The sequence below is a fragment of the Gilliamella sp. ESL0232 genome (assembly GCF_013346885.1).
Taxonomy (GTDB): Bacteria; Pseudomonadota; Gammaproteobacteria; order Enterobacterales; family Orbaceae; genus Gilliamella; species Gilliamella bombi.
The window spans coordinates 420,334-445,241 of the sequence record NZ_JAAEDW010000001.1 but is presented as its reverse complement, the minus strand read 5'-3'; the positions used below and the strand labels follow the sequence as shown (position 1 = coordinate 445,241).

Annotated in this window: 35 protein-coding genes, 2 tRNA genes and 1 pseudogene; 25 read left to right on the top strand and 13 right to left on the bottom strand. The window is 34.4% G+C overall.

Annotation, left to right across the window (positions count from 1 at the left end):
- Positions 1-21: 21 nt before the first annotated feature.
- The 4 genes from lysC to GYW75_RS02145 are packed head-to-tail and all read right to left on the bottom strand — an operon-like array spanning position 22 to position 1,177.
- Positions 22-240, bottom strand: coding sequence for an Rz1-like lysis system protein LysC (gene lysC / locus GYW75_RS12675; RefSeq protein WP_446719035.1), 219 nt, complete (start codon positions 238-240; stop codon positions 22-24).
- Positions 149-508: a hypothetical protein gene (locus GYW75_RS02155; protein WP_174798242.1), complete on the bottom strand. Its 360-nt coding sequence runs from the start codon at positions 506-508 to the stop codon at positions 149-151. The genes lysC and GYW75_RS02155 overlap by 92 nt, the downstream gene beginning before the upstream one ends.
- Positions 501-881 (bottom strand): DUF5675 family protein, encoded by a 381-nt coding sequence (locus GYW75_RS02150; protein ID WP_174798241.1) that lies wholly within the window; start codon positions 879-881, stop codon positions 501-503. The genes GYW75_RS02155 and GYW75_RS02150 overlap by 8 nt, the downstream gene beginning before the upstream one ends.
- Entirely contained in the window at positions 878-1,177 is a 300-nt protein-coding gene (locus tag GYW75_RS02145) for a hypothetical protein (RefSeq protein WP_174798240.1), read from the bottom strand. Before GYW75_RS02145 ends, GYW75_RS02150 begins: the two co-directional genes overlap by 4 nt.
- A 455-nt stretch (positions 1,178-1,632) precedes the next feature.
- Here GYW75_RS02145 and GYW75_RS02140 point away from each other — a divergent pair, with 455 nt between their 5' ends.
- Complete coding sequence (locus GYW75_RS02140; RefSeq protein ID WP_160413105.1) at positions 1,633-1,821, top strand: ribbon-helix-helix protein, CopG family; 189 nt, start codon at positions 1,633-1,635, stop codon at positions 1,819-1,821.
- Positions 1,822-1,942: 121 nt separating this feature from the next.
- Here GYW75_RS02140 and GYW75_RS02135 read toward each other — a convergent pair whose 3' ends face one another.
- The 7 genes from GYW75_RS02135 to GYW75_RS02105 all read right to left on the bottom strand — a co-directional run bounded on the left by GYW75_RS02135 (position 1,943) and on the right by GYW75_RS02105 (position 6,968).
- Entirely contained in the window at positions 1,943-3,055 is a 1,113-nt protein-coding gene (locus tag GYW75_RS02135) for a DUF1133 family protein (protein ID WP_174798239.1), read from the bottom strand.
- 4 nt (positions 3,056-3,059) lie between these two features.
- Positions 3,060-3,287, bottom strand: a complete 228-nt coding sequence (locus GYW75_RS02130) for a hypothetical protein (RefSeq protein WP_174798238.1) — start codon at positions 3,285-3,287, stop codon at positions 3,060-3,062.
- Between the two features lie 122 nt (positions 3,288-3,409).
- Positions 3,410-4,384, bottom strand: coding sequence for a DUF7146 domain-containing protein (locus GYW75_RS02125; protein ID WP_174798237.1), 975 nt, complete (start codon positions 4,382-4,384; stop codon positions 3,410-3,412).
- Positions 4,381-5,946: a DEAD/DEAH box helicase gene (locus tag GYW75_RS02120; RefSeq protein WP_174798236.1), complete on the bottom strand. Its 1,566-nt coding sequence runs from the start codon at positions 5,944-5,946 to the stop codon at positions 4,381-4,383. The genes GYW75_RS02125 and GYW75_RS02120 overlap by 4 nt, the downstream gene beginning before the upstream one ends.
- 2 nt (positions 5,947-5,948) lie before the next feature.
- Positions 5,949-6,296, bottom strand: coding sequence for a hypothetical protein (locus GYW75_RS02115; protein WP_160425574.1), 348 nt, complete (start codon positions 6,294-6,296; stop codon positions 5,949-5,951).
- A 172-nt stretch (positions 6,297-6,468) separates the two neighbouring features.
- The gene (locus GYW75_RS02110; protein WP_174798235.1) at positions 6,469-6,741 is read right to left on the bottom strand and encodes a hypothetical protein; all 273 of its coding nucleotides are present in this window, start codon (positions 6,739-6,741) and stop codon (positions 6,469-6,471) included.
- Positions 6,742-6,746: 5 nt separating this feature from the next.
- A complete protein-coding gene (locus tag GYW75_RS02105) occupies positions 6,747-6,968 on the bottom strand; it encodes a helix-turn-helix domain-containing protein (protein ID WP_091123774.1) in 222 nt (73 codons plus the stop codon).
- 148 nt (positions 6,969-7,116) lie between these two features.
- Here GYW75_RS02105 and GYW75_RS02100 point away from each other — a divergent pair, with 148 nt between their 5' ends.
- The 11 genes from GYW75_RS02100 to GYW75_RS02050 all read left to right on the top strand — a co-directional run bounded on the left by GYW75_RS02100 (position 7,117) and on the right by GYW75_RS02050 (position 11,672).
- On the top strand, positions 7,117-7,818 hold the full coding sequence (locus GYW75_RS02100) for an XRE family transcriptional regulator (protein ID WP_202113764.1): 702 nt from the start codon (positions 7,117-7,119) through the stop codon (positions 7,816-7,818).
- Positions 7,819-7,838: 20 nt separating this feature from the next.
- Positions 7,839-8,483 (top strand): LexA family protein, encoded by a 645-nt coding sequence (locus GYW75_RS02095; protein WP_174798336.1) that lies wholly within the window; start codon positions 7,839-7,841, stop codon positions 8,481-8,483.
- 305 nt (positions 8,484-8,788) lie between these two features.
- On the top strand, positions 8,789-8,995 hold the full coding sequence (locus GYW75_RS02090) for a hypothetical protein (RefSeq protein WP_091123782.1): 207 nt from the start codon (positions 8,789-8,791) through the stop codon (positions 8,993-8,995).
- 8 nt (positions 8,996-9,003) lie between these two features.
- Positions 9,004-9,231, top strand: a complete 228-nt coding sequence (locus GYW75_RS02085) for a hypothetical protein (protein WP_065590907.1) — start codon at positions 9,004-9,006, stop codon at positions 9,229-9,231.
- Positions 9,232-9,233: 2 nt separating this feature from the next.
- Complete coding sequence (locus tag GYW75_RS02080; RefSeq protein ID WP_174798234.1) at positions 9,234-9,557, top strand: hypothetical protein; 324 nt, start codon at positions 9,234-9,236, stop codon at positions 9,555-9,557.
- Positions 9,554-10,300: a KilA-N domain-containing protein gene (locus GYW75_RS02075; RefSeq protein WP_091123789.1), complete on the top strand. Its 747-nt coding sequence runs from the start codon at positions 9,554-9,556 to the stop codon at positions 10,298-10,300. The genes GYW75_RS02080 and GYW75_RS02075 overlap by 4 nt, the downstream gene beginning before the upstream one ends.
- Before the next feature lie 3 nt (positions 10,301-10,303).
- On the top strand, positions 10,304-10,534 hold the full coding sequence (locus tag GYW75_RS02070; RefSeq protein WP_174798233.1) for a hypothetical protein: 231 nt from the start codon (positions 10,304-10,306) through the stop codon (positions 10,532-10,534).
- A complete protein-coding gene (locus GYW75_RS02065; RefSeq protein ID WP_174798232.1) occupies positions 10,527-10,730 on the top strand; it encodes a hypothetical protein in 204 nt (67 codons plus the stop codon). The genes GYW75_RS02070 and GYW75_RS02065 overlap by 8 nt, the downstream gene beginning before the upstream one ends.
- The gene (locus GYW75_RS02060; protein WP_065575172.1) at positions 10,730-11,014 is read left to right on the top strand and encodes a hypothetical protein; all 285 of its coding nucleotides are present in this window, start codon (positions 10,730-10,732) and stop codon (positions 11,012-11,014) included. Before GYW75_RS02065 ends, GYW75_RS02060 begins: the two co-directional genes overlap by 1 nt.
- A complete protein-coding gene (locus GYW75_RS02055; RefSeq protein WP_174798231.1) occupies positions 11,001-11,396 on the top strand; it encodes a hypothetical protein in 396 nt (131 codons plus the stop codon). The genes GYW75_RS02060 and GYW75_RS02055 overlap by 14 nt, the downstream gene beginning before the upstream one ends.
- Positions 11,397-11,489: 93 nt before the next feature.
- Positions 11,490-11,672 (top strand): helix-turn-helix transcriptional regulator, encoded by a 183-nt coding sequence (locus GYW75_RS02050; protein ID WP_160425596.1) that lies wholly within the window; start codon positions 11,490-11,492, stop codon positions 11,670-11,672.
- Here GYW75_RS02050 and GYW75_RS02045 read toward each other — a convergent pair.
- Entirely contained in the window at positions 11,656-12,825 is a 1,170-nt protein-coding gene (locus GYW75_RS02045; RefSeq protein ID WP_065575174.1) for a tyrosine-type recombinase/integrase, read from the bottom strand. The genes GYW75_RS02050 and GYW75_RS02045 overlap by 17 nt on opposite strands.
- A 176-nt stretch (positions 12,826-13,001) precedes the next feature.
- Here GYW75_RS02045 and sbcB point away from each other — a divergent pair, with 176 nt between their 5' ends.
- The 12 genes and pseudogenes from sbcB to GYW75_RS01985 all read left to right on the top strand — a co-directional run bounded on the left by sbcB (position 13,002) and on the right by GYW75_RS01985 (position 22,438).
- The gene (gene sbcB / locus GYW75_RS02040) at positions 13,002-14,447 is read left to right on the top strand and encodes an exodeoxyribonuclease I (protein WP_174798230.1); all 1,446 of its coding nucleotides are present in this window, start codon (positions 13,002-13,004) and stop codon (positions 14,445-14,447) included.
- A gap of 88 nt (positions 14,448-14,535) precedes the next feature.
- A complete protein-coding gene (locus GYW75_RS02035) occupies positions 14,536-14,991 on the top strand; it encodes a CidA/LrgA family protein (RefSeq protein WP_174798229.1) in 456 nt (151 codons plus the stop codon).
- Positions 14,988-15,677 carry a CidB/LrgB family autolysis modulator gene (locus tag GYW75_RS02030; RefSeq protein ID WP_174798228.1) on the top strand — a complete coding sequence of 230 codons (690 nt, stop codon included), beginning with the start codon at positions 14,988-14,990 and terminating at the stop codon, positions 15,675-15,677. The genes GYW75_RS02035 and GYW75_RS02030 overlap by 4 nt, the downstream gene beginning before the upstream one ends.
- 1 nt (position 15,678) lies before the next feature.
- A pseudogene (locus GYW75_RS02025) lies at positions 15,679-16,308 on the top strand (ElyC/SanA/YdcF family protein); the annotation flags it as partial.
- A 180-nt stretch (positions 16,309-16,488) separates the two neighbouring features.
- Positions 16,489-17,217: an arginine ABC transporter ATP-binding protein ArtP gene (gene artP, locus GYW75_RS02020; protein ID WP_065560281.1), complete on the top strand. Its 729-nt coding sequence runs from the start codon at positions 16,489-16,491 to the stop codon at positions 17,215-17,217.
- Positions 17,218-17,240: 23 nt separating this feature from the next.
- Positions 17,241-17,975, top strand: coding sequence for a transporter substrate-binding domain-containing protein (locus GYW75_RS02015; protein ID WP_065560282.1), 735 nt, complete (start codon positions 17,241-17,243; stop codon positions 17,973-17,975).
- 132 nt (positions 17,976-18,107) lie between these two features.
- Positions 18,108-18,836: an arginine ABC transporter permease ArtQ gene (gene artQ / locus GYW75_RS02010; RefSeq protein ID WP_034913174.1), complete on the top strand. Its 729-nt coding sequence runs from the start codon at positions 18,108-18,110 to the stop codon at positions 18,834-18,836.
- 12 nt (positions 18,837-18,848) lie between these two features.
- Positions 18,849-19,526: an arginine ABC transporter permease ArtM gene (gene artM / locus GYW75_RS02005; protein ID WP_174798226.1), complete on the top strand. Its 678-nt coding sequence runs from the start codon at positions 18,849-18,851 to the stop codon at positions 19,524-19,526.
- Position 19,527: 1 nt separating this feature from the next.
- Positions 19,528-21,363: an excinuclease ABC subunit UvrC gene (uvrC, locus tag GYW75_RS02000; protein WP_065575175.1), complete on the top strand. Its 1,836-nt coding sequence runs from the start codon at positions 19,528-19,530 to the stop codon at positions 21,361-21,363.
- 108 nt (positions 21,364-21,471) lie between these two features.
- Positions 21,472-22,023, top strand: a complete 552-nt coding sequence (pgsA, locus tag GYW75_RS01995; protein WP_034913104.1) for a CDP-diacylglycerol--glycerol-3-phosphate 3-phosphatidyltransferase — start codon at positions 21,472-21,474, stop codon at positions 22,021-22,023.
- A gap of 239 nt (positions 22,024-22,262) precedes the next feature.
- Positions 22,263-22,350: transfer RNA gene (locus GYW75_RS01990), tRNA-Leu, on the top strand.
- Positions 22,351-22,362: 12 nt separating this feature from the next.
- Positions 22,363-22,438: transfer RNA gene (locus GYW75_RS01985), tRNA-Gly, on the top strand.
- Positions 22,439-22,632: 194 nt separating this feature from the next.
- Here the strand turns inward: GYW75_RS01985 and GYW75_RS01980 are convergent.
- Positions 22,633-23,520: a LysR family transcriptional regulator gene (locus GYW75_RS01980; protein ID WP_081296763.1), complete on the bottom strand. Its 888-nt coding sequence runs from the start codon at positions 23,518-23,520 to the stop codon at positions 22,633-22,635.
- 189 nt (positions 23,521-23,709) lie between these two features.
- On the opposite strand from GYW75_RS01980, the gene GYW75_RS01975 reads away from it, so the two are divergent.
- Positions 23,710-24,801 (top strand): alpha/beta hydrolase, encoded by a 1,092-nt coding sequence (locus tag GYW75_RS01975; protein ID WP_174798335.1) that lies wholly within the window; start codon positions 23,710-23,712, stop codon positions 24,799-24,801.
- Positions 24,802-24,908 lie beyond the last annotated feature (107 nt).

Sequence of the window (24,908 nt, the reverse complement as noted above, 5' to 3'; positions counted from 1 at the left end):
AAATTTATAATGTAGCTAAATTCATTTGATGATTTCCCTTATTGCTTTTTTATCCGCATTACACTTCTCAATAATATTTAGCAAATGCTCGTTATATCTGAGGCTATCGCCGAAAGTCATTGATTTCGGCGGTAAATTTGGTAGGCAGTCACTTAATAGATTGGCTGGTATCTGCCGATTGACGTAAACCTTTCGCTCTGTTGTACAAGCTGTTAGAGATAACACTAGGAACACGCTCATTAGCACAGCCATTATTTTTGAGTTGCTCATTGATTTGCTCCTGCCGTTCTAGTGATTGGTTTTCTAGCTCGCGTTTGCTTTGCTCGTTATCAGCTATGATTTGATTGTTTTTAGCAATATCCCGGTTCAACTGTTCGATTTTTCCGAACAGTTCAGCTTTATCTTTTTGTAGCTGCTTTTTCTCTTGATAATTGCTGTAACCGAAATAGACAGTAAAGACAAAAACAGCAATGGTTAATGCGATGCTTGTTATATTTGCCTTATTCATAAGCTTCTATAACTTCCAACTTAAATGACTGTCCATTAAGTTCGTTCATCAGCAAATTTAACGCCTTTCTGCTTTCAAATAACTGGGTGTCGTTATTGCTCATGCCGACTAAAATACAGCCTTGTGTATCTTTGGTCCAATTACCTGCATGGATTAAAATATGAGAGCGATTAGGAACGTCTTTAACTTGATATACTCGACCAAACTTTGGTGAGTTAACAATATCGCATTGATATATAGCAGATGGAATACATGAAATTTGACGTTGATTATTTAGCCAAGGTAGTTCTAAGGTTGATAAAACCGTACCCGACGGTAGCTGTAGTTTACCAAACGTACCACGCTCACTTGTTTTTAATCTTGTTAGCTTCATGAGTTCCCTCCTGTTTTATCTTTGAATCTATCAGCAATATTCTTTATCATTTCAGCACCTAGCCAGCTTGCAATGCTTATAGCGCAATACTTTTCTTCATCTATCCAGTGCCTACTTGTAGCTATCCAAGCCATTAGCTGCCCTGCATATAATGCGACTATCACTTGACAAATGACTACTTTTAGCGTGAATGATTTACCGCTTAAAATATCAAACGCTATTTTTGCAATAGAGCCGACAACAGCAGCTATTAACTGGTATAGCCAATCATAATTATTAGGATCTTTGATTGGCATAATTAAATCTTCTTGTTAGTTAATGATGTGACAGCGTACTAGCTAAATGTTAGTTATGTGTGTGTCTAGCTTTGCTGTCGATTCTGTAGATGTTGACGACATCAATGTCGCCGACATGCATGAAATTTGGACATGAAAAAACCGCAATTAAGCGGCTTCATTTAATAATTCTATTCGGTAATAAATATATAAAAAAACAATATTTTTTGATAAATAGTGTTGACTTTTACTGTAGGATACCTTACAATAATAACCATCACGTAAGGGACTTGATAAGGTAAACCCCCGACCTAAGACGAGGGCTTAAGGAGAAGTAAAATGAAGTTCAAAATACTCATTTTAATTCTGCTACTTTTGATTAGCTCGCCAGCATTCTAAAGTAGTTCAAAGGAGAGGGAAACCTCTCCGATGACCTTAAATATATCAACTATTATTTAATAAATCAAGGTGGTTATATGGCATTAACAAGAGCCGAAATTAACGAACGAAGCAATGAAAAACGAGGCATTAAAAATAAAGCCTTTAAATTAAATATAGACGATATCGCAATGATTAAACAAACGGCTTTAGACTTAAATATATCAGAAGCCAAACTTGTGGTAGAAGCAATTAAATTCTACAGAGAAAACAAAAAAGCCTCTTAATTGAGGCTATTTATAATAGGTAATAAAAAAGCCCTGTTATCTCTAACAAGGCTTACATCCAACTATTCGCGTCGAATATAACACATTTATATCATGCGCCACATATAATTTCAAGCATTTTTTACGATTTTTCTCCCCAAAATTGATAAGCTCGATAAAATCTCGTTTTAAGGTAATCTAAGCACCAATTAACTCTATTTCTTGCTTGATAGTTAGTTAGTCTATAATCTGTTATTTTCTCGAGATAATTAGCTATATCTGACATAGCGTGACCATAAACATAATAGCTAACCGCAATTTTGATAATAGGGCTGTTTCTGCCGAATGTTCCAATTAAAAGCTTGTCCACCTTTAAAGCTTCATCATCAGCTAATTGTTCGGCGTGGCGGTGCCTTAATGAAGCAATAATATCACTAGCTTTTTCGAATAACTCTTTACCCTTATATCCTTGGCTATATAAACCATCAATAATATCAACTAACGCAGTATTGCTAATATCGGATGATGATAGCATCATTTTAGCAATCACATTCTCATTACTTTCTTTTATTTCTTGATATGCCCACGCCCCCCAACCTGTAAGAATATTTTCAATAAATAAGCGTTGGTAAGCTGTCAGTGACATACTAGTACCAAGTTGCTTTTTATTCTTCAATTGTGCCAATACATTGTATGCACTCTCGTTTTTTAACGCATCTTCATTCAGATTTTTGGTAAACCTTGCAACCGCTTTTATTGCCGCTTTTTCACTGGTATAACGTCCCAAATTGTAGTGTTGCCGATTACGATAAACTATAGCAACCCATTTATTATCTGATGCTGAATAATGCACGCCCTCTGATAATGTTACCTTGGGTATCTTCCTTTCAATTGCACGAACTTCTTCTAGATTATCAAAGCGATTATCTGCAATATTGCCATTTTTGTGCTGGATTTTACGTTTTGGCCATTCGCTAGTAACTAAAAACCACGCCAGTCGTTCTGCAGCGTATTTACGGCTATTTACAACAATAAATAACCGCCCTTGCTTGTCATGTATGCCTTTAACATGGATACCCTCTTTATAAGTAGACGTAAAAATACCTGTATTCTGGTCATAATGCACAGCATCTTTTAAAAACTGATGACGCTTATTTTCTCCAATACGCCTAGCTGTTCGACCTAACCGACGAATTGAATGAGCTGATTGCGCTGATTTGTGAGTTAATTCTTGTAGAATTTTTTCAGCTGTCATTAAATTACTCCTCTGCGCAACTATCACAATATATAAAATGACCTAATAAAGTTAAGGTTAAATGCCTAACTATCATCATCCCAAAACAAGTCATTTCCTCTGATGTAACATCTTGTAAAAGACCGTCCTCAACTAATTTTTTGGCTAGCTTTGATTCGCTTTGAAAATAAGTTCCTGTTAATCCTGCCATAAATGCTTTTTCTAATATTTTTAATTCTGCTTTAGTCACCACGTTTCACTACCTCGCACCCAAAAATAACGCAATCACAATGACAGCAACTAAAAACTTAGTGACTGAATAGAATTCTTTGATATATTTTTTATGCTTTGCATTTGTTATTTTATAAGTCACGCCTACTCCCCTTTTTTCTCTTTTAAACTCGCCCATTCATAAACTTTTAGCCCCTGGATCAGCGCATCATTAAAATCACCTTTTTCTGGCCATCTAATCGTTACCTTTTCAACATCGTTATGTATTGATAAAAGGTTATTCTTAGCGCACTTAAATGCGGCTGATTGTCCTGTTAAATTCCAATCAGTATCAGCAAAAATCATCAGATGCTTAACGCCAAGCGGTGCTATAAATTTTTCTAAAAATGCCGCATTGATAGTAGACCATGTATTACATTTATAAATTTGATAGCATGACAAAGCTGTTTCTATCCCCTCAGCAATGCCAAGCGTTGACGAAACGGGAAATAATCGAATCGCTACCGACTTTGCATAAGTCAGATAATTTTCATCTTGTAAGCTATTTAGCTTCTTAGGTGTGGTAATATTGGCTTTACTGTCTCCATTTAATAACGTGCGATGCAGATAACACAGGTTTCCGTTAAGATCCGTTGCTAATGCATAAATAGCACTTAATGCAGTATTTCCCTTTCCCTCGCTTGGTGAATACTTTATGTTGCATACATTAGCTGGTAGCGTAATATGGCGATTATTGAGGTATTTTTCTGCCTGAGTTCCTTTTAGTGATTCAAGATTATTAAATTTCTTAATAACCTTGTTCCTAAGCTCATTTATATTGCTTCTTAGCGGTTTAGGTTGATTATTATTAGTGTATGAATTGCCGATCAGCAGATCGATTTCTTTCGCTAACGTTCTAAAATCTTTTTGCTGGGTTGTTTGCAATAGCTTCCAAATATCACCATTGCCACAACTACAAATCCAAGTCCCCTTATTATCTCTGTTATCCATGCGGTAATGATTTTTCTTACCGCACATAGGGCATTCACCACGATAATGCTTACCTCCAGTGATTGGAGGCAAATTATAATGCGCTAAAACAGCAGGAATGTGATACTTGATTGCGTCCACGGTTCTCATACTTGACCGCCTAATAATACTTCATCAGTTGCTAACGATAAGTCTTGCTGTGTTTTTTGTGTTGATACCCCACGGCTTTTAGCGTATGCAATTTGTTTACTTAAAATAAAATTTCTCACCTCAGGACCAATTTCTTTTAAGCAATAATTCAACTTTCTTGGCCACACGCCAAACTTGCTTCGGTAAACATGAGCGCACCATCCATCGCTTAATGATTTATTTTTAGTTTGTGCTACTTGATGCTGATAAAACAAAATTTGAGACCACCAAGATTGCTTTTCTGATTGGCTATACTCAGTACGCTTACCTTTGTTAATTTTTTGAATGTTACGGGTTTCGTCTGTTTCAATATCTTCATTAGCTAATGGCTCATAACCGCATTTAGGGCATGTATAAACACCAATAGGCTTCATAAATTTACAAGACGGGCATTCCTTTGGCTTTTTCTCGGTAATTTGGCGTTCTTGGATTTTATTATCCTTCATACCATCATCCTTTGACGGTAATTTGTCATACTCAATATCATCAGGAAAACCTAAACGGTGAACCGTTCCGCTATGGTCAAAAATAACGCATTTATCTTTTCCCTCTGCTGTCCTTAGTCCCCTACCAATACACTGAACCCATCTGATTTCTGACTTCGTTGGACGGGCATAAATAACACATCGAACATCACTATCAAAACCAGCAACAAGCACACCTACATTGATGAGGATTTTAGTAATGCCCAACTCAAACCGTTCAATAATTAATTTACGCTCATCTTGTGGAGTGCTTGCCGTCATAACCTCAGCGTTGATCCCCGATTTTTTAAACTGGATAGTGACATAATTTGCGTGCTTAACATTGACGCAAAAGCAAACTGTTGGTAAGTCATTGCCGTGTTCTAGCCAGTTTTGCACTAAATCCCCCACCAAATCAGCTCCGCACATAATTTCGCCTAGCTCATCTTCGTTGTAATCATTTCCCATTGCTGTGTTATGAGATTTAACACCTTTTAAGTTGGGTTTAGTTGGTGCATAGAATTCATAAGGGCTTAACTCGCCAAGTTGTATTAATTCTTTCATACTGGTTGGCTTTATAAGTTTTTCGTAATATTGCCCTAGGAATGTTGCAAAAGGTGTTCCTGATAACCCGATAACCTTTGCTGATGTTTCTTTGATGTATGCTAGTAACTTTTTACGTTTTAAATGAGCTTCATCAATGATAATCAGATCGACATCAGCAGGAAGTTCACGGCGAATCAAAGTATCGGCACTGGCTATCTGAATCGGCTTTCTTGGGTCATATAGTTCGTGCTTTTGCCAAATCACAGAAATAAGATTTTCATCGATCCCATATTGAACAAAACGAGCCATTGTTTGTTCAATCAAAACGGTGTACGGAGCGATAAATAACACGCGCATATTGTTATTAATAAAACCGTCAGTAATGAATGCGGCAAGCCCAGTTTTACCGCTCCCTGTTGGGCTACTAACCATGAATGTGCGGTGTTCCTTCCAGTTTTGACGAAGTTCGGCAAGTCCCTTTTTTTGAGCGTGATTTGGAGTGATATTAAGCATGATTACCTTCTCGCTGAAACCACATCAATGCCTAACGTTTTGTGCTGAGATAAAAAACTATTTCTCAACAAAATAAAACCTTGCTCACCATGTTCACCTAGTGACTGAATACGCTCCAGTGAGCGAATACGAGGGCTTTTGTTATCAAGCTCAATCCAGCAAGACTTACCGCTCTTACTAACCTTAAGGTTGATCTTTGCATTTTCCAAGAAAGGATGCTTCGCCTCCTTCTCAACCACATAGCCGTTTAGGTTCAACTTAGCAATCAATGCCGACATAAAAAACCGCTTATCCGATACCGTCGTCTTGTCAAACTGCTTGGATAGTATTGCTATAATCTCAGCTTTCATTCATGCCCCTATATATAATAATTAAGATCTATATAAATAATTCTTTCTTTGGAATAGTAATAAAATATATATACTCAGTAGTATTATTAAACTACCAAGCACCCCCGCCCTTACCCATCAAAAGCCGCTTCTCTCTCTTGATGAGTACCTCAAAACATGTTGAGGATTTTCGTTACAGCGTAACTATTGGCGGCTCACAGACCTGACAAATCATTACACTTGAATAACGTTTTACATATTTACGAAGCCTTGTATTGGCTTCTCTACGAGCTTTATTCTCCTTTTTGTGCGCTATTGGCTCTTTTTTATATTCGGCTACAAATACATCTGTATATAACGCAGATACCCTTTTCCTAACTCGCTTAGGTAGTTTTGATAACATTTCGATGATCCACTTTTCATCATCTTTGCAATAAGTTTCTGGTAAGCAATAGATTGATGTCATGAGAATCATTCCGGCGGAAATAACTCTGGCAAATCAGGGCGCAACTCACACGCTTTAACTACGCCATTTGTTGCTTTAACAATTAACGGTACATAGTCAGCTTTAACTTTTTGCTTGTTATGTAACCATTTCCAAACATTTGGCTGAGTTGTTCCTGTTATTTCTCCTAATTTTTTTTGCCCTCCAAGAATTTCAATTGCTAACTGAATGCTTCTATTTTTATTCATCAATATTCTCAAAGTTATAAAATTAATATTTAATAATAACTAAATATAACTTAAATAATAACTCAAATCAATAACTTTTGTGTTGTCTTAAAATAACTATAGTTATATGATGTATTCAATAAATCATATTCATTAAATAAGGTCTGAAATGGAGCAAAGTAACTTTAACGAGCGTGTAAAATTAGCGTTCAAGATGTCAGGACTATCGCAGCACCAACTAGCAGAAAAAGTAGGAATTAGTCAGCCTGCAATTCAGAAAATACTATCAGGACGATCTAACTCATCCAGAAAATTAGTTGAAATAGCTAATGCGTTAGACGTTGATCTGTTTTGGTTAACAACTGGTTCAGGAGAAATGAAAAAAGGTAACATAAATTCTAATGCAAAAATTTTAGGAACAATAGACGATTGGGATAGTAATACACCGCTTGATGATGATGAGGTAGAAGTGCCGTTTTATAAGGATATACGATTATCAGCTGGCAATGGATTTGCTGACGACATAGAAGATTACAACGGTTGCAAGCTTAGATTATCTAAATCAACAATGAGAAGATATGGAATTGATAAAAATTGCACTGTTTGCTTAACCGTTTACGGAGACAGTATGGAACCTGTTTTTAGAGATGGAGCAACAGTTGCAATTGATCGGGCTGATAGACATATCCGAGATGGGAAAATTTATGCAATCAATCATGATGGTTTATTAAGAATAAAAATTTTAGAAAAATTGCCAGGCAATCAAATTAAAATTAAAAGTTACAACTCAGGCTATGATGATGAAATAGTGCTTCAAGATGAGATAACTATTTTAGGGCGTGTTTGGTGGCAATCATCGATACTAGACTAAAACTAAAAGAGATTTTTAAAATGAATAATCTTGGTCAACGAATCAGAGCACGACGAGAAGAATTGAACTTAACGCAGGAACAAGTAGCTTCACAAGTTGGAATAAAACAACAATCTTATCAAGCAATTGAAAGTGGAGAAGTAAAAAAACCTCGCTATTTATATGAAATATCTGTTGCTCTTAAATGCGATATGGCGTGGCTATTAAGCGGAAAAGAGAAAGAAGTAAAGAATGTAGAACCCATAGCGCTAAAAGCTCGCCAAGTGCCTTTAATTAGTTATGTTCAAGCAGGAGTTTGGACTGAATCATGCGAATTAAGAGATTCAACAGGATTTGAATACATTATGACTTCATTGGAACTATCAGATAAAGCATTTGCATTACAAATAAAAGGCGACTCAATGGAGCCAGAATTTAAAGAAGGTGATGTTGTTATCATAGATCCAGCCGTTAAACCTATTCCTGGTGAATTTGTTGTTGCAATGAACGGCGAATCAGAAGCTACGTTCAAGAAATATCGAGAGTTAGGATATGATGAGCATGAAAGAATTCAGTTTGAGCTAATTCCGCTAAATCCTGATTACACAACAATGAGTGCATTAACTCAGCAAATAAGAATAGTTGGCACCATGGTTGAACACAGAATATTCAGACGTAAAAGATAATAGTTCCAAATAGAACACATAGAACCGCTTCGGCGGTTTTTCTGTGCTCTACTTGTAGTAGCTCTACTTACATCCAAATCAAATAAACTTAATGCAAGCTGTCTTATTATAACCACAATATTAATCCCAAAATTAAAACTTTTTAATCAAATAGTTTTAACTGCCCACAAAAAAATATAACTATTTATAACTTTAATATTGACTAAATTTATAACTATAGTTATTATTGGTTTTAAGAGATCTTTTTAGATCCTTTAGTAAGTTATCAGTGAGATAACAAAATTTAACATCAATAGGGGCTACTAATGAATATTTATTTATTAAACCACAACTCACGGGAAAAAATAGAAGAAACGTTAATTCAAATGAAAGCGGTGGCAATGTTAATCAATGAAACAACATCCCCAGATTCCGATAATAGAAACGACCACGTTAACACTTGCGCTTGGATGATAGCAGATCGGTTAGAAGAGACATTAGAAGCTTTAGATAACTTGCCAAGACAAAAATGAGGTAAAAAATGGACGACAAGAATGTATGTACTCAATTAACCGCTGATGAGCATGAAGAAATTGATTGCCAATTATTACAGTTAAAAGGCGTTGTCGGGTTAATTCTAACAGTAACAAAACCAGACGGAGATTATGCTAATAATCAAATTAATAGCTCGGCGTGGTTGGTTGCTGATGTTATTGAAAACATAAGAAGTAAATTAGAAAAATTATCAAAACCTGTTGGGTGGGAGTAAAAATGAGTAATTTCAGCTTAGGATATTTTTTAGATGAGCCACTTATATCCCTTTTTATTCGTGAAGGGAAAAAGCCATTATTTAGTGCTCTTTTCTCAGCAAAAGAAATCCCTAATGTGATAAAGCAGTTAAATAATCGATGCATAAATGCTATCGAACCTTTAACCAAGATTCATAATCGATTTTTAGAAACTGGTGATCTCAATTGCATATATGAAGTATTTCCACAAATACTTATGGAAATCAGTAAAAAGGCAAAAAGTGGATCCCCTAAGACCGCCATCAAAGGGGAAAATCAAACCAACAACTTAGGAATGAAAGCGTGAAAAATAGTATCAAAAACAATTTATCTTGTCCAGTAATAGCTGGAATCTCTATCACAACTGATAAAGAAGGTCGATATAATCTTAATGCTTTGCATAAAGCTAGTGGGGGCAAAGATGCTAAAAGACCTAAAGCATGGTTAGCCACAAAGTCTACTCAAGAACTTATTGAAGAGCTAAGGCAGAATTCTGCCTTCGGTCAAGAAATAATCACTGTCACAAAAGGCGGTATTAATCAAGGTACTTTCGCCCATGAACTTTTGGCCATTTCTTATGCCGGTTGGATCAGTCCAAAATTTCAGTTGACGGTTAACCAAGTATTTTTGGATTACAAAAAAGGCGAGCTTACACCTACACCAAAAATTGATAACTCAGGGTTACCAGAGTTAAGAAAAGCAAGAGCGATAAAAGAAGTTTATAACGTTGCTGAAAAATTATGTGGACACCTATCTAATTTGAGTTCGCCATCAAAACAAGCTATCTATGCTAAGTTAATTAATCCAATCGCAGGTTCTGTTGTCCCCTATCCTATTCTAGATGGTCAAACTTATTCAGCAAAAGAAGTCGGCGCACAACTGGGAATATCAGGTCACAAGGTGGGACTAATTGCTAATAAGTACAATTTGAAGACAGCGGAAAATGGCATCTTTGTGCTAGATAAAGCTGAACATTCAGATAAGCAAGTCACTAACTTTCGTTACAACGAAAATGGAATAAAAGCCATTAAATCACATATGGAGGTATAACCCATGTATAACCCAGTTAATTATTTATTATCAACATCAGCCTCTAAAGAAGAATTAAGAGAAGTGCTTAGTATCGCAAATGACGGTATCGGTGCTATTGCTGACACGCTTCGTTGTGCCGATTTAACTACTATGGATGATGAAATCATGAATCAATTCGGTTCTGCGTTACTGATATTAAAAGGTGTTATAGAAAATGCTTTTATAAAAATGGAGGAATCAACCAATGAATAATCTTATGTTTACTGTTCACACTTGTTTTGAAAAATTTGTTGTTAAAAATAAGCTAGATTTTTCACTGGTGCGTGACCCAAATATTAAAGCTTTAAACAACTATATTGAAAACGATACAGCACAAATCTTTGATGTATTTGCACAAGGATTCCGTTCTGCTATTGAGTATCAACTAACACAAGGTAAAAGTGGCTAATGGAAAGATACAAACTAACAAAAGTTGATGCGGATAAGGCAGGAAAAAAGTTTTACGGTGAATTTTACCGTTGCTTCCATGTTGATCGTGAATTACTCAAACTAAATAAAAAAATATTGAACCTTGAAGCTAGATTAAGCAAAAAGCACCCAACATTCAGTGTTCAAGATTTCAGAGATTACGTTTTGAGTGGTGGCTGTTCTAATAAAAATGTAAAAGTTTATATATTAAATTTGATTGATGCGTACATGTTAAATAGGAGGCATAAAGATGAGCTTAACTAAAATGATTATTAACAGTGAATTAAATGAAGTTGCGGCAAATGCGGTAAGACAGCAATTTATAGTGTTAGCAAAAAAGCATAACCCAAATGCTGATTTTTCAGTTACAAATGATTCTAATTTACTTAATAACTTTTCTAATGAAGATATACGCAATCAATTCAGCTCATTTATAGCTGGTGCACTTTTAAATCAGTCAGCTTTAGCCGCTAACGCATTCGGCATTATTGCAGACGAGGTGCATACTGCACTTGATAGCTGGGATGAAGAAAGACTTGGTATGGCTAACGAAATGCTCTTTTTTATTAATGATCTTTATATTAAGTATTTCGGTGTTGGATTTATGAAGATTGTTGAGAAGAAACCATCAGAGTTAAATAAATAAACAATATCCCCCAATGGGGGAATACCCCTTTAATGAATTAACGCCAAATTTGGCGAAAAATACAGTATAAGTAAAAGTCTGGAGAAAAATAAAATGTATGACTTAATCGAAGAAAAAGAAATCATGCAAAAGTTTGGCATCAAAAGCAGGACAACAATTTATAATTTGACAAAAAATAAAGGTTTTCCTGCTGCTGTATTGAATTATCCAAAGCGATACAATAAAAAAGCGGTAATTGACTGGTTTAATAATGGCGGAATTAATCAACGTGCTTGATGTGCCAAAGGATCTTATCAGCATATAATTCATATGCCTTTCTTTGATCTTCTAACCAATCATGTTTATTGTAAACAGCCATAACACCACCAAGTTCATGCCCTAACATCCTTTCTGTGATATGGGGCATAACTCCCTCCTCTGATAATCTAGTTGATAATGTCCTTCTAAAATCATGGGAGCTCCATTCTGGCATATCTAATTTTTCACGCAATCGTCTTACATACCTATTAGCTGCTGAAATTGTAATAGAGGTATTTAACGATGTTCCTGGAAACATTTTATCATTAAACATATTTTGTAATTTTTCAACCATTGGTCTAATCTGTTCAAAAATAGGTCTTCTTATTACGTTACCCATTTTGCTATGTTCCTTTGGAACTGTCCAAATCAATTCACCCATATCAAATTCATCAACAGAAGCAAGTCGTAATTCTGAATTTCTAGCCCCCCATAACATTAGCATTTGATGTAGAAGCTTATTTATTGTTGATGCCCTGCTATTTTCAATTGCTAGCCATATTTTTGCCAACTCTTTATATGTTAATACCCTATCACCAATTTCAGTTTTAACGCCTATATTTTTAGGGCTTAATTTCATTAACTCACATGAGTCTATAACTTGACGACTAATACACCAATTTATTGCAGATTTAGCCTGTACTAGTATTGTTCTGGCTCTTTTAAGATTAATTTGTTCTTGCTTTTCAAAAAAAGTGACCCAGTCACGCACAGGTATCTCATTAACTGGTATATCAGGAAATTGATTATAAAGATTTTTGCATACAACGGCTTGATATAGTGTGGCAGTTTTATCTCTAAGCGTTGATACATATTTTTCCATCCAATAATCAAGGCAAGCATTCAAAGTCATACCTGTATTGTTTGCTTGATTATGCTTTTTTGGGTCGATTCCTTTATTATATAAGTCTCTCAGCTCACCGACCAAAATCCTAGCATCTTTAAGCGATAATGATGGGTAACGTCCTATTGTCATTCTTTGAGCTTTTCCGTTCCATCTATAACGAAATTGAAACGCAATTGTTCCTTTTTGTGATATTCTTACTCCCAAACCATCACCATCGGTTAACTCAGGTAACCCTGTGTAAGGTTTATTTAATATTGATTTTAATTTTGTATCACTTAATGCCATTTTATTTTCTACATTCTGTACACATATAAAAATGTAATTATGTACTCAATCTGTACACATTTGCAAGTGAACAAATAAAAAAACGCTTAAATAGCTAAAAACAAAAATGAACAAAAATTTATTATATATTATTGAATTTAAATAAATAAAAGAACAATTATGAGCAAAGAAGAACAATGAAAAATAACCAAGAACAGCCAAGTTTTTACTTCCATGATTATGAAACATTTGGAACTCATCCTGCATTAGATCGCCCTGCTCAATTTGCTGGAATTCGAACTGATGAGAATTTTAATATTATTGAAAATCCTTTGGTTATATATTGTTGTCAAACTCAAGATTATCTACCCAATCCAGAAGCGGTACTAATTACTGGCATAACACCTCAAGAAGCTAATAACAAAGGAGTTTGTGAAGCTGAATTTATTCGACAAATTCATCAAGCTTTTAGCAAACCTAATACTTGTATTTTAGGCTATAACAATATTCGTTTTGATGATGAAGTAACGCGTAATCTTTTATATCGTAATTTTTATGACTCTTATACTTATTGTTGGCAACACAACAATTCAAGATGGGATCTACTTGATGTAGTTCGTGCTTGTTATGCGCTAAGACCAGAAGGAATTAATTGGCCAACTAATGATGAAGGTCTACCAAGTTTTCGTTTAGAACATCTAACAAAAGCAAATAACATTAAGCATGAACATGCACATGATGCAATGTCTGATGTTTATGCAACTATAGCAATGGCTAAATTAATAAAAGAAAAACAACCTAAACTGTTTAATTATTTTTTCTCATTACGTAAGAAAAATAAAGTTGCTGAACTTATTGATGTAGTTAATATGACACCAATAGTTCATGTATCAGGTATGTTAGGCAGCCATCGTGGTAATCTATCTTTAGTTTCACCTATAATTTGGCATCCAGTACAAAATAGTGCCGCTGTTATTTGCGATTTAACTGGAGATATAGATCTCTTAATCGATCTACCTGTTGAGCAAATAAAGGAAAGGCTCTACACCAAAACTAAAGATCTACAATTAGGTGAATCACGAATACCTTTAAAATTGGTTCATACCAATAAATGTCCTGTTATTGCACCATTAAAAACATTATTACCTGAAAATGCTGAACGGTTTAACATTGATATAGAGCAATGTTTAATAAACCAACATAAATTGTTAGAAAATCAAAATTTATTACAAAATAAAATGCAGACGTTATTTAATATTGATAATAATAGTCCTATTAATACTATTAACGCTGATGTTGATGCTCAAATTTATGGAAAATTTCTAAATAACCAAGATAAGTTACGCTGCGAGACTATTCGAACAACTCCAATTCATCTATTAGATAGTTTATCATTAACGTTTGATGATCCTCGTTTACCAACACTATTTTTTCGTTATAAAGCGCGAAATTACCCACAAACATTAACAGAGCATGAACAGATTATTTGGAAAGATTATTGTCGCGATAAACTCAACACCCCAAAAATTCAAGATTACTTATTAATATTAGAACAATATGCTGAAACTTATATTCAGCAACCAGAAAAACTAGCAATAATTAAACAACTTTATCATTACTGCCATTATTTAGTTGGTAATTAATTTTGACGAGCGTATCATATAGACAAATAACTTTATGTCACTCTAGCATCCGTCATAATTTATAATTAAGATTAATAGCATTTACGTTATGAAACATTTTCTAGCTAAGCACGCCACCATCAGACATAGACTATATTCTTTATACTATACTCTTTTTAGTTATGGTCGTGGATTGGTCATATTAACTCTTTGTTTATGGGTAGGTAATATTATTTCTAAAATATTACCTATAATGATTCCTGGCAGTATTATTGGTTTATTGATCCTGTTCTTCTTACTTGCATTTCAGTTAATTCCCACTTGCTGGATCAAAAATAGCTGTAATCTATTCATGCGTTACATGACATTGTTATTTATTCCTGCAGCAATGGGGATTATGGATAATTATTCACTTTTATTACAAAATTGGGTTCCGATTATATTTGGCTGTGTAGGTGGTTCTCTTATTGTATTGATTCTAACTGCATTTTTGACGGAACAATGTCATAAAGTCGCAGCAAAAAATACAATTTCATCACCAAAAGGTGAGGTCAATCAGCTATGATATGGATGCTATCATTAACGCTTTTTATTTTCTTCATTATTAGAAAAATATCATTTAAAATAAAAAATCCGTTATTTAATCCCCTAGTGATTACGGTCATAGTATTAATTCCAATTTTACTGATAACAAACACCAGTTATACACAATACGTTGACAACGTACAAATCATTAATAACCTATTGCCTTATTCTGTTGTTGCTCTCGCCTATCCTTTATATGAACTTATCCCCCAAATTAAAGCGCGTTGGAAGTCAATAATGATTATTACTTTTACCGCATCGCTTGCTTCAATGATAACCGGTGTTTGTATTGTATTTTGGTTAGGTGGAAGTATCGAGATTGCTGCATCTGTGCTACCTAAATCTGTTACTACTGCCATTGCAGTAACAATTGCAAGTAATCAAGATGGTGTACCGTCAATAGCTGCATTATGCGTGATATTAGTTGGAACATTAGGCGGTATATTTGGACATCAAATATTAAATTTAGTAAGAATAAAATCAGCACCAGCAAGAGGATTAGCTATCGGTGCTGTTTCACATGCTGTCGGCACTGCCCGTTGTATTGAAGTTGATTATAACGAAGGTGCGTATAGTTCGTTATCATTAGTTTTATGTGGTGTTATGACCTCATTGACAGCACCTTTTTTATTTCCAATAATGGTATTTATTTTTAACTGGTTTTAGCATGAAATTAAAAAAGCTTATTGCTTATATTGCTAGTTTCTGCTTGATTTCAATAACTGCTATTGTGGTTTTAGATTATTGGGTCAGCTATAAAACAGCTCCTTATATTTATCATGATGAAAACAAACTTCCTTACCGAACTATTGGTGTTGTACTTGGAACATCGAAATATGTTCGAGGAGGAGGTTTAAATGATTTTTATCGTAATCGTATTGATGGAGCAATTGATCTTTATTGGCAAAACAAAGTTGATTATTTATTATTAAGTGGTGATAACGCTCTTTTAAGCTACAACGAACCAATTACTATGAAGAAGGATTTGATAAAAGCTGGAATTCCTAGCAATGTGATCGTTTTGGATTATGCAGGTTTTAGAACTTTTGATTCGGTGGTTCGTGCCAATAAAGTATTTGATGCAAATAATTTTACTATTATCACTCAAGAGTTTCATTGCGAACGAGCTATTTTTATTGCCCTTGCACAAGACATACAAGCACAATGTTTTGCTGTACCCTCCCCTAAAAATATGAAGTTAGTCCGTATCCGCGAAATGTTTGCGCGCGTTAGTGCATTTATTGATCTTTATATTCTAAAAAAAGAACCTAGATATCTTGGCCCTGTAATTCCTATTTTATCTAATGCTCAATAACCATCCTAAATAACAAAAGATTGTAAAAACTTTCAAGAAAGTGCATCTTTAAGTATAAAAACCAGACAAAAGAGGACTTGTCTAATAAATTAGATTGCATTTTTATGCAGAAAAAAGTAATATTTAATCAAATTTAGCATCAAGAAAAATGTATAACTAACAATGAATATTGAATTAAACCATATTAACTGTTTTTATGGTAAACATCAGGCCTTAAATGATGTTTCACTCTGCTATCCACTTGGTGAAACCATTGTATTACTTGGTCAAAGTGGAGCAGGAAAAAGCTCTTTATTAAAAGTATTTAATTTACTTGAAATACCTAAATCAGGGCAGATGACTATTGCTAACACCCATTTTGATTTTTCTGAAAAAATCAGTGAATCAACAATTAGACATCTCCGTAAAAATGTAGGCATGGTATTTCAAAACTATAATTTATGGCCGCATTTGACGGTACTAGAAAATTTGATTGAAGCACCTTGCCAAGTATTAAAGTTATCTAAAAAAGAAGCTTGCGATAAAGCAATGGCGATATTACAAAGATTGCAAATTGATGATATGGCACAACGCTACCCGCTTCACCTCTCAGGTGGACAACAGCAACGTGTCGCTATTGCTAGAGCGTTAATGATGGAACCTCAAATATTATTATTCGATGAACCTACAGCAGCATTAGATCCAGCAATTACATCGCAAATTGCCGAAATTATCAATGAGCTATCTCAAACAGGTATTACACAAATTATAGTTACGCATGAAGTTGATTTTGCACGCAAAATTGCTTCACAAGTAATTTATATGGAGCAAGGTAAAATTATTGAGCGAGGACAACTCGAATGTTTTGCTCATCCTAAAACTGAAGAGTTTAAAGCTTATTTGTCACATTAATTAAAATAAAATTAGGTGGATATATGAAAAAAACGTTACTAGCCATTTGTCTTGCAGGAACTGCTTTTGTAGCTCAAGCAGCAGACACCTTAACAATCGGAACAGAAGCAACTTATGCGCCTTTTGAATTTACTAATGAAAAAAATGAAATCATCGGCTTTGATATTGATGTGATTAATAAGATTTGTGATGAAATAAAAGTTTCATGCAAAATTGTCAATCAATCATTTGATGGTTTAATTCCTAGCTTAAAAACTCGTCGAATTGATGCCGCTATAGCCGGAATTGATATTACGCCAGAACGACAAAAACAAGTTGATTTTACTAAAATTTATTATGATGATAGCTCAATCCAATTTGTTACATTGAAAGATACATTGACTAGTCTCGATCAACTAAAAGGTAAACGAGTTGGTCTACAAAAAGGAACAACTTATCCTAAATATTTAAGTGATAAATTCCCAGATATGAAAGCGGTTAGCTATGATAGTTATCAGTACGCTATTTTAGATTTAAAAGCGAAGAGAATTGATGCAATAGTTTCAAGCTCAATCGTAGCTGGCGAATGGCTAGGCAAAGAGGCAGATATTGTTGCTTTAAGCGATAAAATCACTGACCACGACTATTTTGGTGAAGGTTTAGGAATTGCTATCCGTAAGGGGAACGAAAAATTACTTAACCAATTCGATCAAGCAATAGATAAATTAAAAGCTAACGGTGAGTTAGATGCTATCTATAAAAAATGGTTTAATAAATAAACTATATTTTTAAATAAATATAACAATGATAATCTCGCCGCATTATCTTGCGGCGAATTTATTTTTTAAATTAACCTTGGTTTTTTTATGTTTGATTTTTTTGCAAATAAAATGATATGGATCTCATCGTTAATGGATGGGTATATTTTGCCGCTTATACAAGCAACAGGTATCACATTATCATTGGCCTTTGTATCATTAATTATCGGAATTGTTTTCGCTTTAATTTTCTCAATACTAGAATCTGTTCCATTTAAACCCGTTGCGTGGACAATGTCCTTATTTAACTTAACAATTCGCGCGTTACCTGAATTATTAATTGTGGTAGCTATTTATAACGGATTACCACTATTATTAATATTATTAAATGATGGTTTCACAATCGATCTTTATTATTTGTCGTTGACGATACAATTAGATATTCAAGATTTTAATATTAGTCCTTTTTTATGCGGTGTTGCAGCACTATCACTTTTATACGCTGTTTATGCCTCTCAAACGTTACGCGGTGCATTTAAAGCAATTTCTAACGGACAAAAACAAGCAGCTCAAGTACTTGGGTTAAGTAAATCACGCACGTTTCTTCGTATTATAATGCCACAAATGTGGCGTCATGCCTTGCCTGGATTAAGTAATCAGTGGTTAATTTTGTTAAAAGACACCGCATTAGTTTCAGCAATTGCAATTGATGATTTAATGATGCAAACCAAAACTATCATCGCGCGAACCAACCAACCTTTTTTATGGTATTTTGTTGCAATGATCATTTATCTAATTATCTCAATTTTAAGTCAAAAGGTTATAACGCGTATTGAAAAACGCTCAACCTATTTTGAACAACCTACATCAGCGAAAAGTTAGTAAGGCCGTATTATGTCTGATAATTTTATTCATTACCTTAACATCATTGCCCAAGGTTTACCCGATACATTAAGTTTAGGTATTTTGGGTATTTTATCTGCTGGATTGATTGCTGCTTGTCTATCATGCATATTGTCATTAAATAACTTTATATTAAATAAAGTTATACGCACATATATCATTATATTTACAGGTACACCTTTACTAGTACAACTTTTACTAATTTATTATGGGCCATCACAATTTAGAGATATTTTAATCAAAATACCGACGTTTTATAACATTATTTCTTCGCCTTGGTTTTGTGCCTATTTAACATTAACACTCAATAGTGCCGCCTATACAACTCAAATTTTTTATGGTTCATTAAAAGCCTTACCTAAAGGACAGTGGCAAGCTTGTGAAGCACTTGGCATGAATAAAAAACAAACTTTAAAAGTTGTTTTGCCTTATGCATTAAAAAGAGCCCTTTCGACTTATTCAAATGAAGTTGTCTTTGTAGTAAAAGGCACAGCATTAGCATCAATGATTCCTGTTATGGATGTTATGGGCTACAGCAATGAATTGAATGCGGATTATTATGATTTCACTATTTTTATTGCTGCTGGGTTAATATATCTCTTGATAAATGGTTTACTTAGCACCATTATGAGGATTATAGAGAAAAAAGCCCTCAAATTTGAAAACTAATATGAGCCAATTTGATTCAGCATCTTTTTTAAAAACAGTTCCACATAAGCCAGGAATTTATCAAATGTTTAATGATAAACAGACGATTATTTATGTGGGAAAGGCTAAAGATCTTAATAATCGCTTAAAAAGTTACTTTAATAATAGTAAAAAAACGCTAAAAACGGATATGCTCGTTAGTCATATCCATCATATTGAATTTACAATTACCAATACCGAAACCGAAGCCTTACTGCTTGAACAGACTTATATTAAAAAGTATCAACCCCGATACAATGTACTGTTAAAAGATGACAAAAGTTACCCTTTTATAAAGTTAAGCAAAGAACAACATCCGCAATTGTCTCTTTATCGTGGTGCGGTCAATCGAAAAAAAGATGAATTTTTTGGCCCTTATCCAAGTGGATATGCAGTAAAGCAAATATTAGCTTTATTACAAAAAACATTTCCAATAAGACAGTGTTTAAATTCAACCTATCGCAACCGAACTCGCCCCTGCCTACAATATCAAATTAAACGTTGCTTAGGGCCTTGTGTGTCTGGATTAGTCAGTGATGAAGATTACCTAGAACAAGTTAACTATGTTAGATTATTTTTATCTGGTCAATCAGATCAGATAATACAAAAAATAACTGAAGATATGCAAAAAGCTAGTAGCGAACTCAACTTTGAAAAAGCAGCGGTTTTGCGTGATCAACTTCAAGCAATAAAACACATTAATGAAAAACAAGCAATATACAATAATAATGATAATCTTGATGTTATTGGATTCCATTATGAATTAGGATTAGCTTGTATCTATGTACTGTTTATTCGGAATGGGCAAACTTTTGGTCATCGATCATACTTTCCTAAAGTACCATCAAATACAGAACTAGAAGAAGTTATAGAAACTTTTTTAGGACAATTTTATCTACAAGGTAACCAGAATAGAAATATTCCGAGAAAAATTTTACTCAATTTTTCATTATCAGATAAACAACCAATGGAAGAGACACTGTCACTTATTGCAGAGCATCAAGTTAAACTCATTGATGAACCTAAAGGAGATAATCTTAAATTACTCAATATTGCAACAGTAAACGCTCAAACTGAAGTTAAAAATAAGCTATTAGAAAATTCCACAATAAAACAACGATATGACGCATTAAAATCTTTTTTGGGAATCGATAAAATTAACCGAATGGAATGTTTTGATATCAGCCACTTTATGGGTAAAAACACGATTGCATCTTGTGTTGTATTTGATGATAAAGGACCTGTTAAATCTGAATTCCGTCGTTATAATATTACTGGTATCACACCTGGCGATGATTATGCGGCAATGGAACAAGTCTTAACGCGCCGTTACAGTAAAAAAGAACTACCCGATGAAAAAGTTCCTGATATTATTTTTATTGACGGTGGTAAAGGGCAACTTAATCAAGCTCTAAAGGTATTTGAACAATTAGAGGTAAATTGGAACAAAAATCATCCTATACTAATTGGTGTTGCTAAAGGAGCTGATCGTAAAGAAGGATTAGAAACCCTCTTTTTTGAAGCTCATGGTACAGGACATTATCTTGATGATCATTCCCCTGCACTATTACTCATTCAGCAAATAAGAAATGCATCACATGATCATGCTATTGTTGGTCAACGTAAAAAAGGGACAAAACAATTAACCGACAGCGCCTTAGAACATATTGAAGGTATTGGCGCTAAAAGGCGTCAAGCACTACTGAAACATTTTGGTGGATTAAGAGAGTTAAAAAATGCCAGTATTGATGAAATAGCGCAAGTACAAGGTATATCAAAACAATTAGCTGAAAAAATTTATCTAAATTTACAACAATAACCCATTGAAAAAATAACATATTTCAGGCAACATAATCATTAAGAAAATACTGTTTTTTATTAATCTATAATGCATTGATTAATAAAATAAAAAAAGAGCTTTTGTCACATGAAAATTAATTTTCCAACATTTTTAACACTATTTCGAGTTATTTTAATTCCTTTTTTTGTGCTGGCATTTTATTTGTTCCCTCATGAATGGTCTGGTTTTTTCTCTGCATTAATTTTTTTAATTGCGGCCGTGACTGATGTATTAGATGGTTATCTTGCTCGCCGCCTAGGACAGACAACCAAGTTTGGCGCATTTTTAGATCCAGTCGCCGACAAAATCATAGTAACAATAGCGCTTGTTTTAATTACACAATATTATCAATCATGGTGGATCTCAATCCCTGCAATTATTATTGTTTCACGAGAAATTATAATATCGGCCTTACGGGAATGGATGGCTGAAATTGGTAAACGTAACAATGTAGCTGTTTCGTCAATTGGGAAAATCAAAACGATAGCACAAATGACAGCATTAACTTGGCTACTTTGGCGTCCTTGTGACATTGTTATTTACGCAGGTCTTGCAGCATTGTTTATTGCAACAGTATTAACGCTATTATCAATGTTGCAATATTTATGGATAGCACATAGCGATTTATTAGAAGAATAATAACTTTTAGTTAATATTTCTACCTAAGCATGTTTTTATTCGAGTAATTTTGTTGATAAATTCTAGTAAACAAAATTACTCATCCCCTTCAAAACCAACCAATAACTTCTATTTAAATTGTTAATCAGTCAAACATTGAGCAATTAAACGATTTATTTAAAATTTTTATTGACTGAAACCATAAGATCGGTAAAATGCACAGCATTCAAAACAAATTACTTTTTAGTAATTAATTTTGAGCCCGGGTGGTGAAATCGGTAGACACAAGGGATTTAAAATCCCTCGGCCTTTTTGGCCGTGCGAGTTCAAGTCTCGCCCCGGGCACCACTTCTTACCTATGCGGGAATAGCTCAGTTGGTAGAGCACGACCTTGCCAAGGTCGGGGTCGCGAGTTCGAACCTCGTTTCCCGCTCCAATTAAAAAGTAATAATTAAGACAAGAGTTAGTGGCAATAATTTTATTTTTAAAGTCCTAATTTAGGTTTAATGATTTTTGTTGTTTGATTCATTTCTAGCATCCCCTTTTGCGTTATAAAATAACTCAAATATCAAATTAAATAAGGACTATTACAAATTACAAATAATCAAATGTAGACAATTTAATCTCTCTTTAAATTTTCAATGCGTCAATAACAGCTCGTAGCGCAGGAGATATATTTCTATTAGGGTAATAGATATACGATGCTTCGAGCTTAAGACTAAAACGCTGTAGCACTCTAATGAAAACGCCTTTTTCTATATCATCCGCTACCAATTCTTCTGGTACATAGGCTAACCCCAATCCCAAGCGAGCAGCTTTAGCTTCCAAATAACTATCAGCAAAAACCCATTTTCCCTCAGGTCGGTGGGTAATTTTTTCGCCATCTTGATAAAGCTCCCACGAGTACAAACTTCCGTCACCAAGCTGATATGCAATGCAAGGATGTGCCACTAAATCTGCTGGTATTTGTGGAAATCCATAGCGACGAAAGTGGTCGGGAGTGCCAACAATTGCCATTTCCATATCTGGGTAAATACGTACAGCAACCATGCCATCGTTAATTTCTGGACCTAGGCGCACACCTGCATCAAATCGCTCAGAAATAATATCAACAAACCTGCTTTCATTAATAAGTTCCAATCGGATATCAGGATAAAGTTGTTGAAATACCGCTAACTTAGGTAATAGCACTTTATCTATAACATGCTGGCTAGCATTGATGCGAACAGTACCTGATGGAGTATTACGATAATAAGCTAGAGAGGTTAGTCCGTCATTTAATGCATCAAATCCAGACAGTACTTTTTGATAAAATTGTCCACCCGCCTGCGTCAGAGATAATTTGCGCGTTGTGCGAACCAAAAGCTGTAAACCAAGGCGCTTTTCAAGCTCACGGATAGAACGACTTATCCCTGATTGTGCAAGCCCAAGCCGTTTTGCTGCAGCGGTAAAGCTTCCTTCCTGTACAACAATCATAAACAGGTAAAGATCATTGTAGTTTTCTCGCTTAGTTAGCAAAGTATTTTTTTACTCTTATTTATAACAATTTAGTATTAATCTTAGCATTTTTTCCCCACTAATCAATACTATTAATATTAATTATAATAATTACTAATGCAATTTCTGCTGTGTTATCTAAATATAACCTAAATCAGTAAAAGAAATGATTAACAAGAGCTTTTAGCAAAATTTGTTCCACCTACTACTATACTATTCACACTAATAAGTGGGGTTATAACTATGAGTACTGATAAGATAAATCAAATTTCACCTTTATCACTGTTCGAAAAATGGGACAAGACCTTTCCTAAAAGTAAAAAAGTTAATCACCGTAAAGTCGCCTTTCAGAACCGTTATGGAATTATATTAGTCGGCGATCTTTATATTCCCAAAAATCAAAATGAATGCAAATTAGCTGCAATCGCAATCAGCGGCCCTTTTGGTGCAGTAAAAGAACAAGCGAGCGGGCTATACGCTCAAACACTAGCCGAACAAGGTTTTATTACGTTGGCTTTTGATCCATCTTATACCGGAGAAAGTGGTGGCTACCCACGTAATGTTGCTTCTCCCGATATCAATACCGAGGATTTTAGTGCTGCAGTTGATTTTCTTGGTCTACAAAAAGAGGTGGATCGTAATCGTATTGGACTGCTCGGCATTTGTGGCTGGGGCGGTATGGCATTAAACAATGCAGCAATGGATACTCGTGTAAAGGCTGTTGCAACGAGTGTAATGTACGATATGAGTCGTGCAATGGGGCATGGAGTTGGTGATAGGAAAGATCGTTATTCAACAGCTGATCGACATTCTGTTTTACAATATCTGAACGAACAACGTTGGGAAGATGCTAAAACAGGTATTCCTACATTAGGTGGACATGATATTTATGTCGATGAAAAAGGTAAAGTCAGTGCTTCTAAACGTATTTTGCCAGAAACATTACCAGAAAATCCGCCTCCAGTGTTGAAAGAGTTTTATAATTACTACCGAATGCCTCGTGGTTTTCATCCTCGTTCTATTAATTCGGTTGGAGCGTGGAATGCAACAATGCCTCTTTCATTTATGAATATGCCGCTACTAAGCTATGCAAATGAAATTACTATTCCCACATTAATTGTTACTGGTGAAAAGGCTCATTCTCGTTATTTTGCTGAGGATGCTTATAAAATGGTCGGTGGCAAGAAAAAAGAATTGGTAATTGTTTCTGAAGCAAATCATGTCGATTTATATGACAATACCACAGGAAAAATACCATTTACTAAATTTGAACAGTTCTTTAAGACCTGCTTAAAATCATAAGGTATATATATTAGCCATCCCAACAAAAATAACTGTATTTACTGATGGCTATTATCATTATATAAATGACAAAAATGTTATTTCTAATATTTTGTTTTTATTAACTT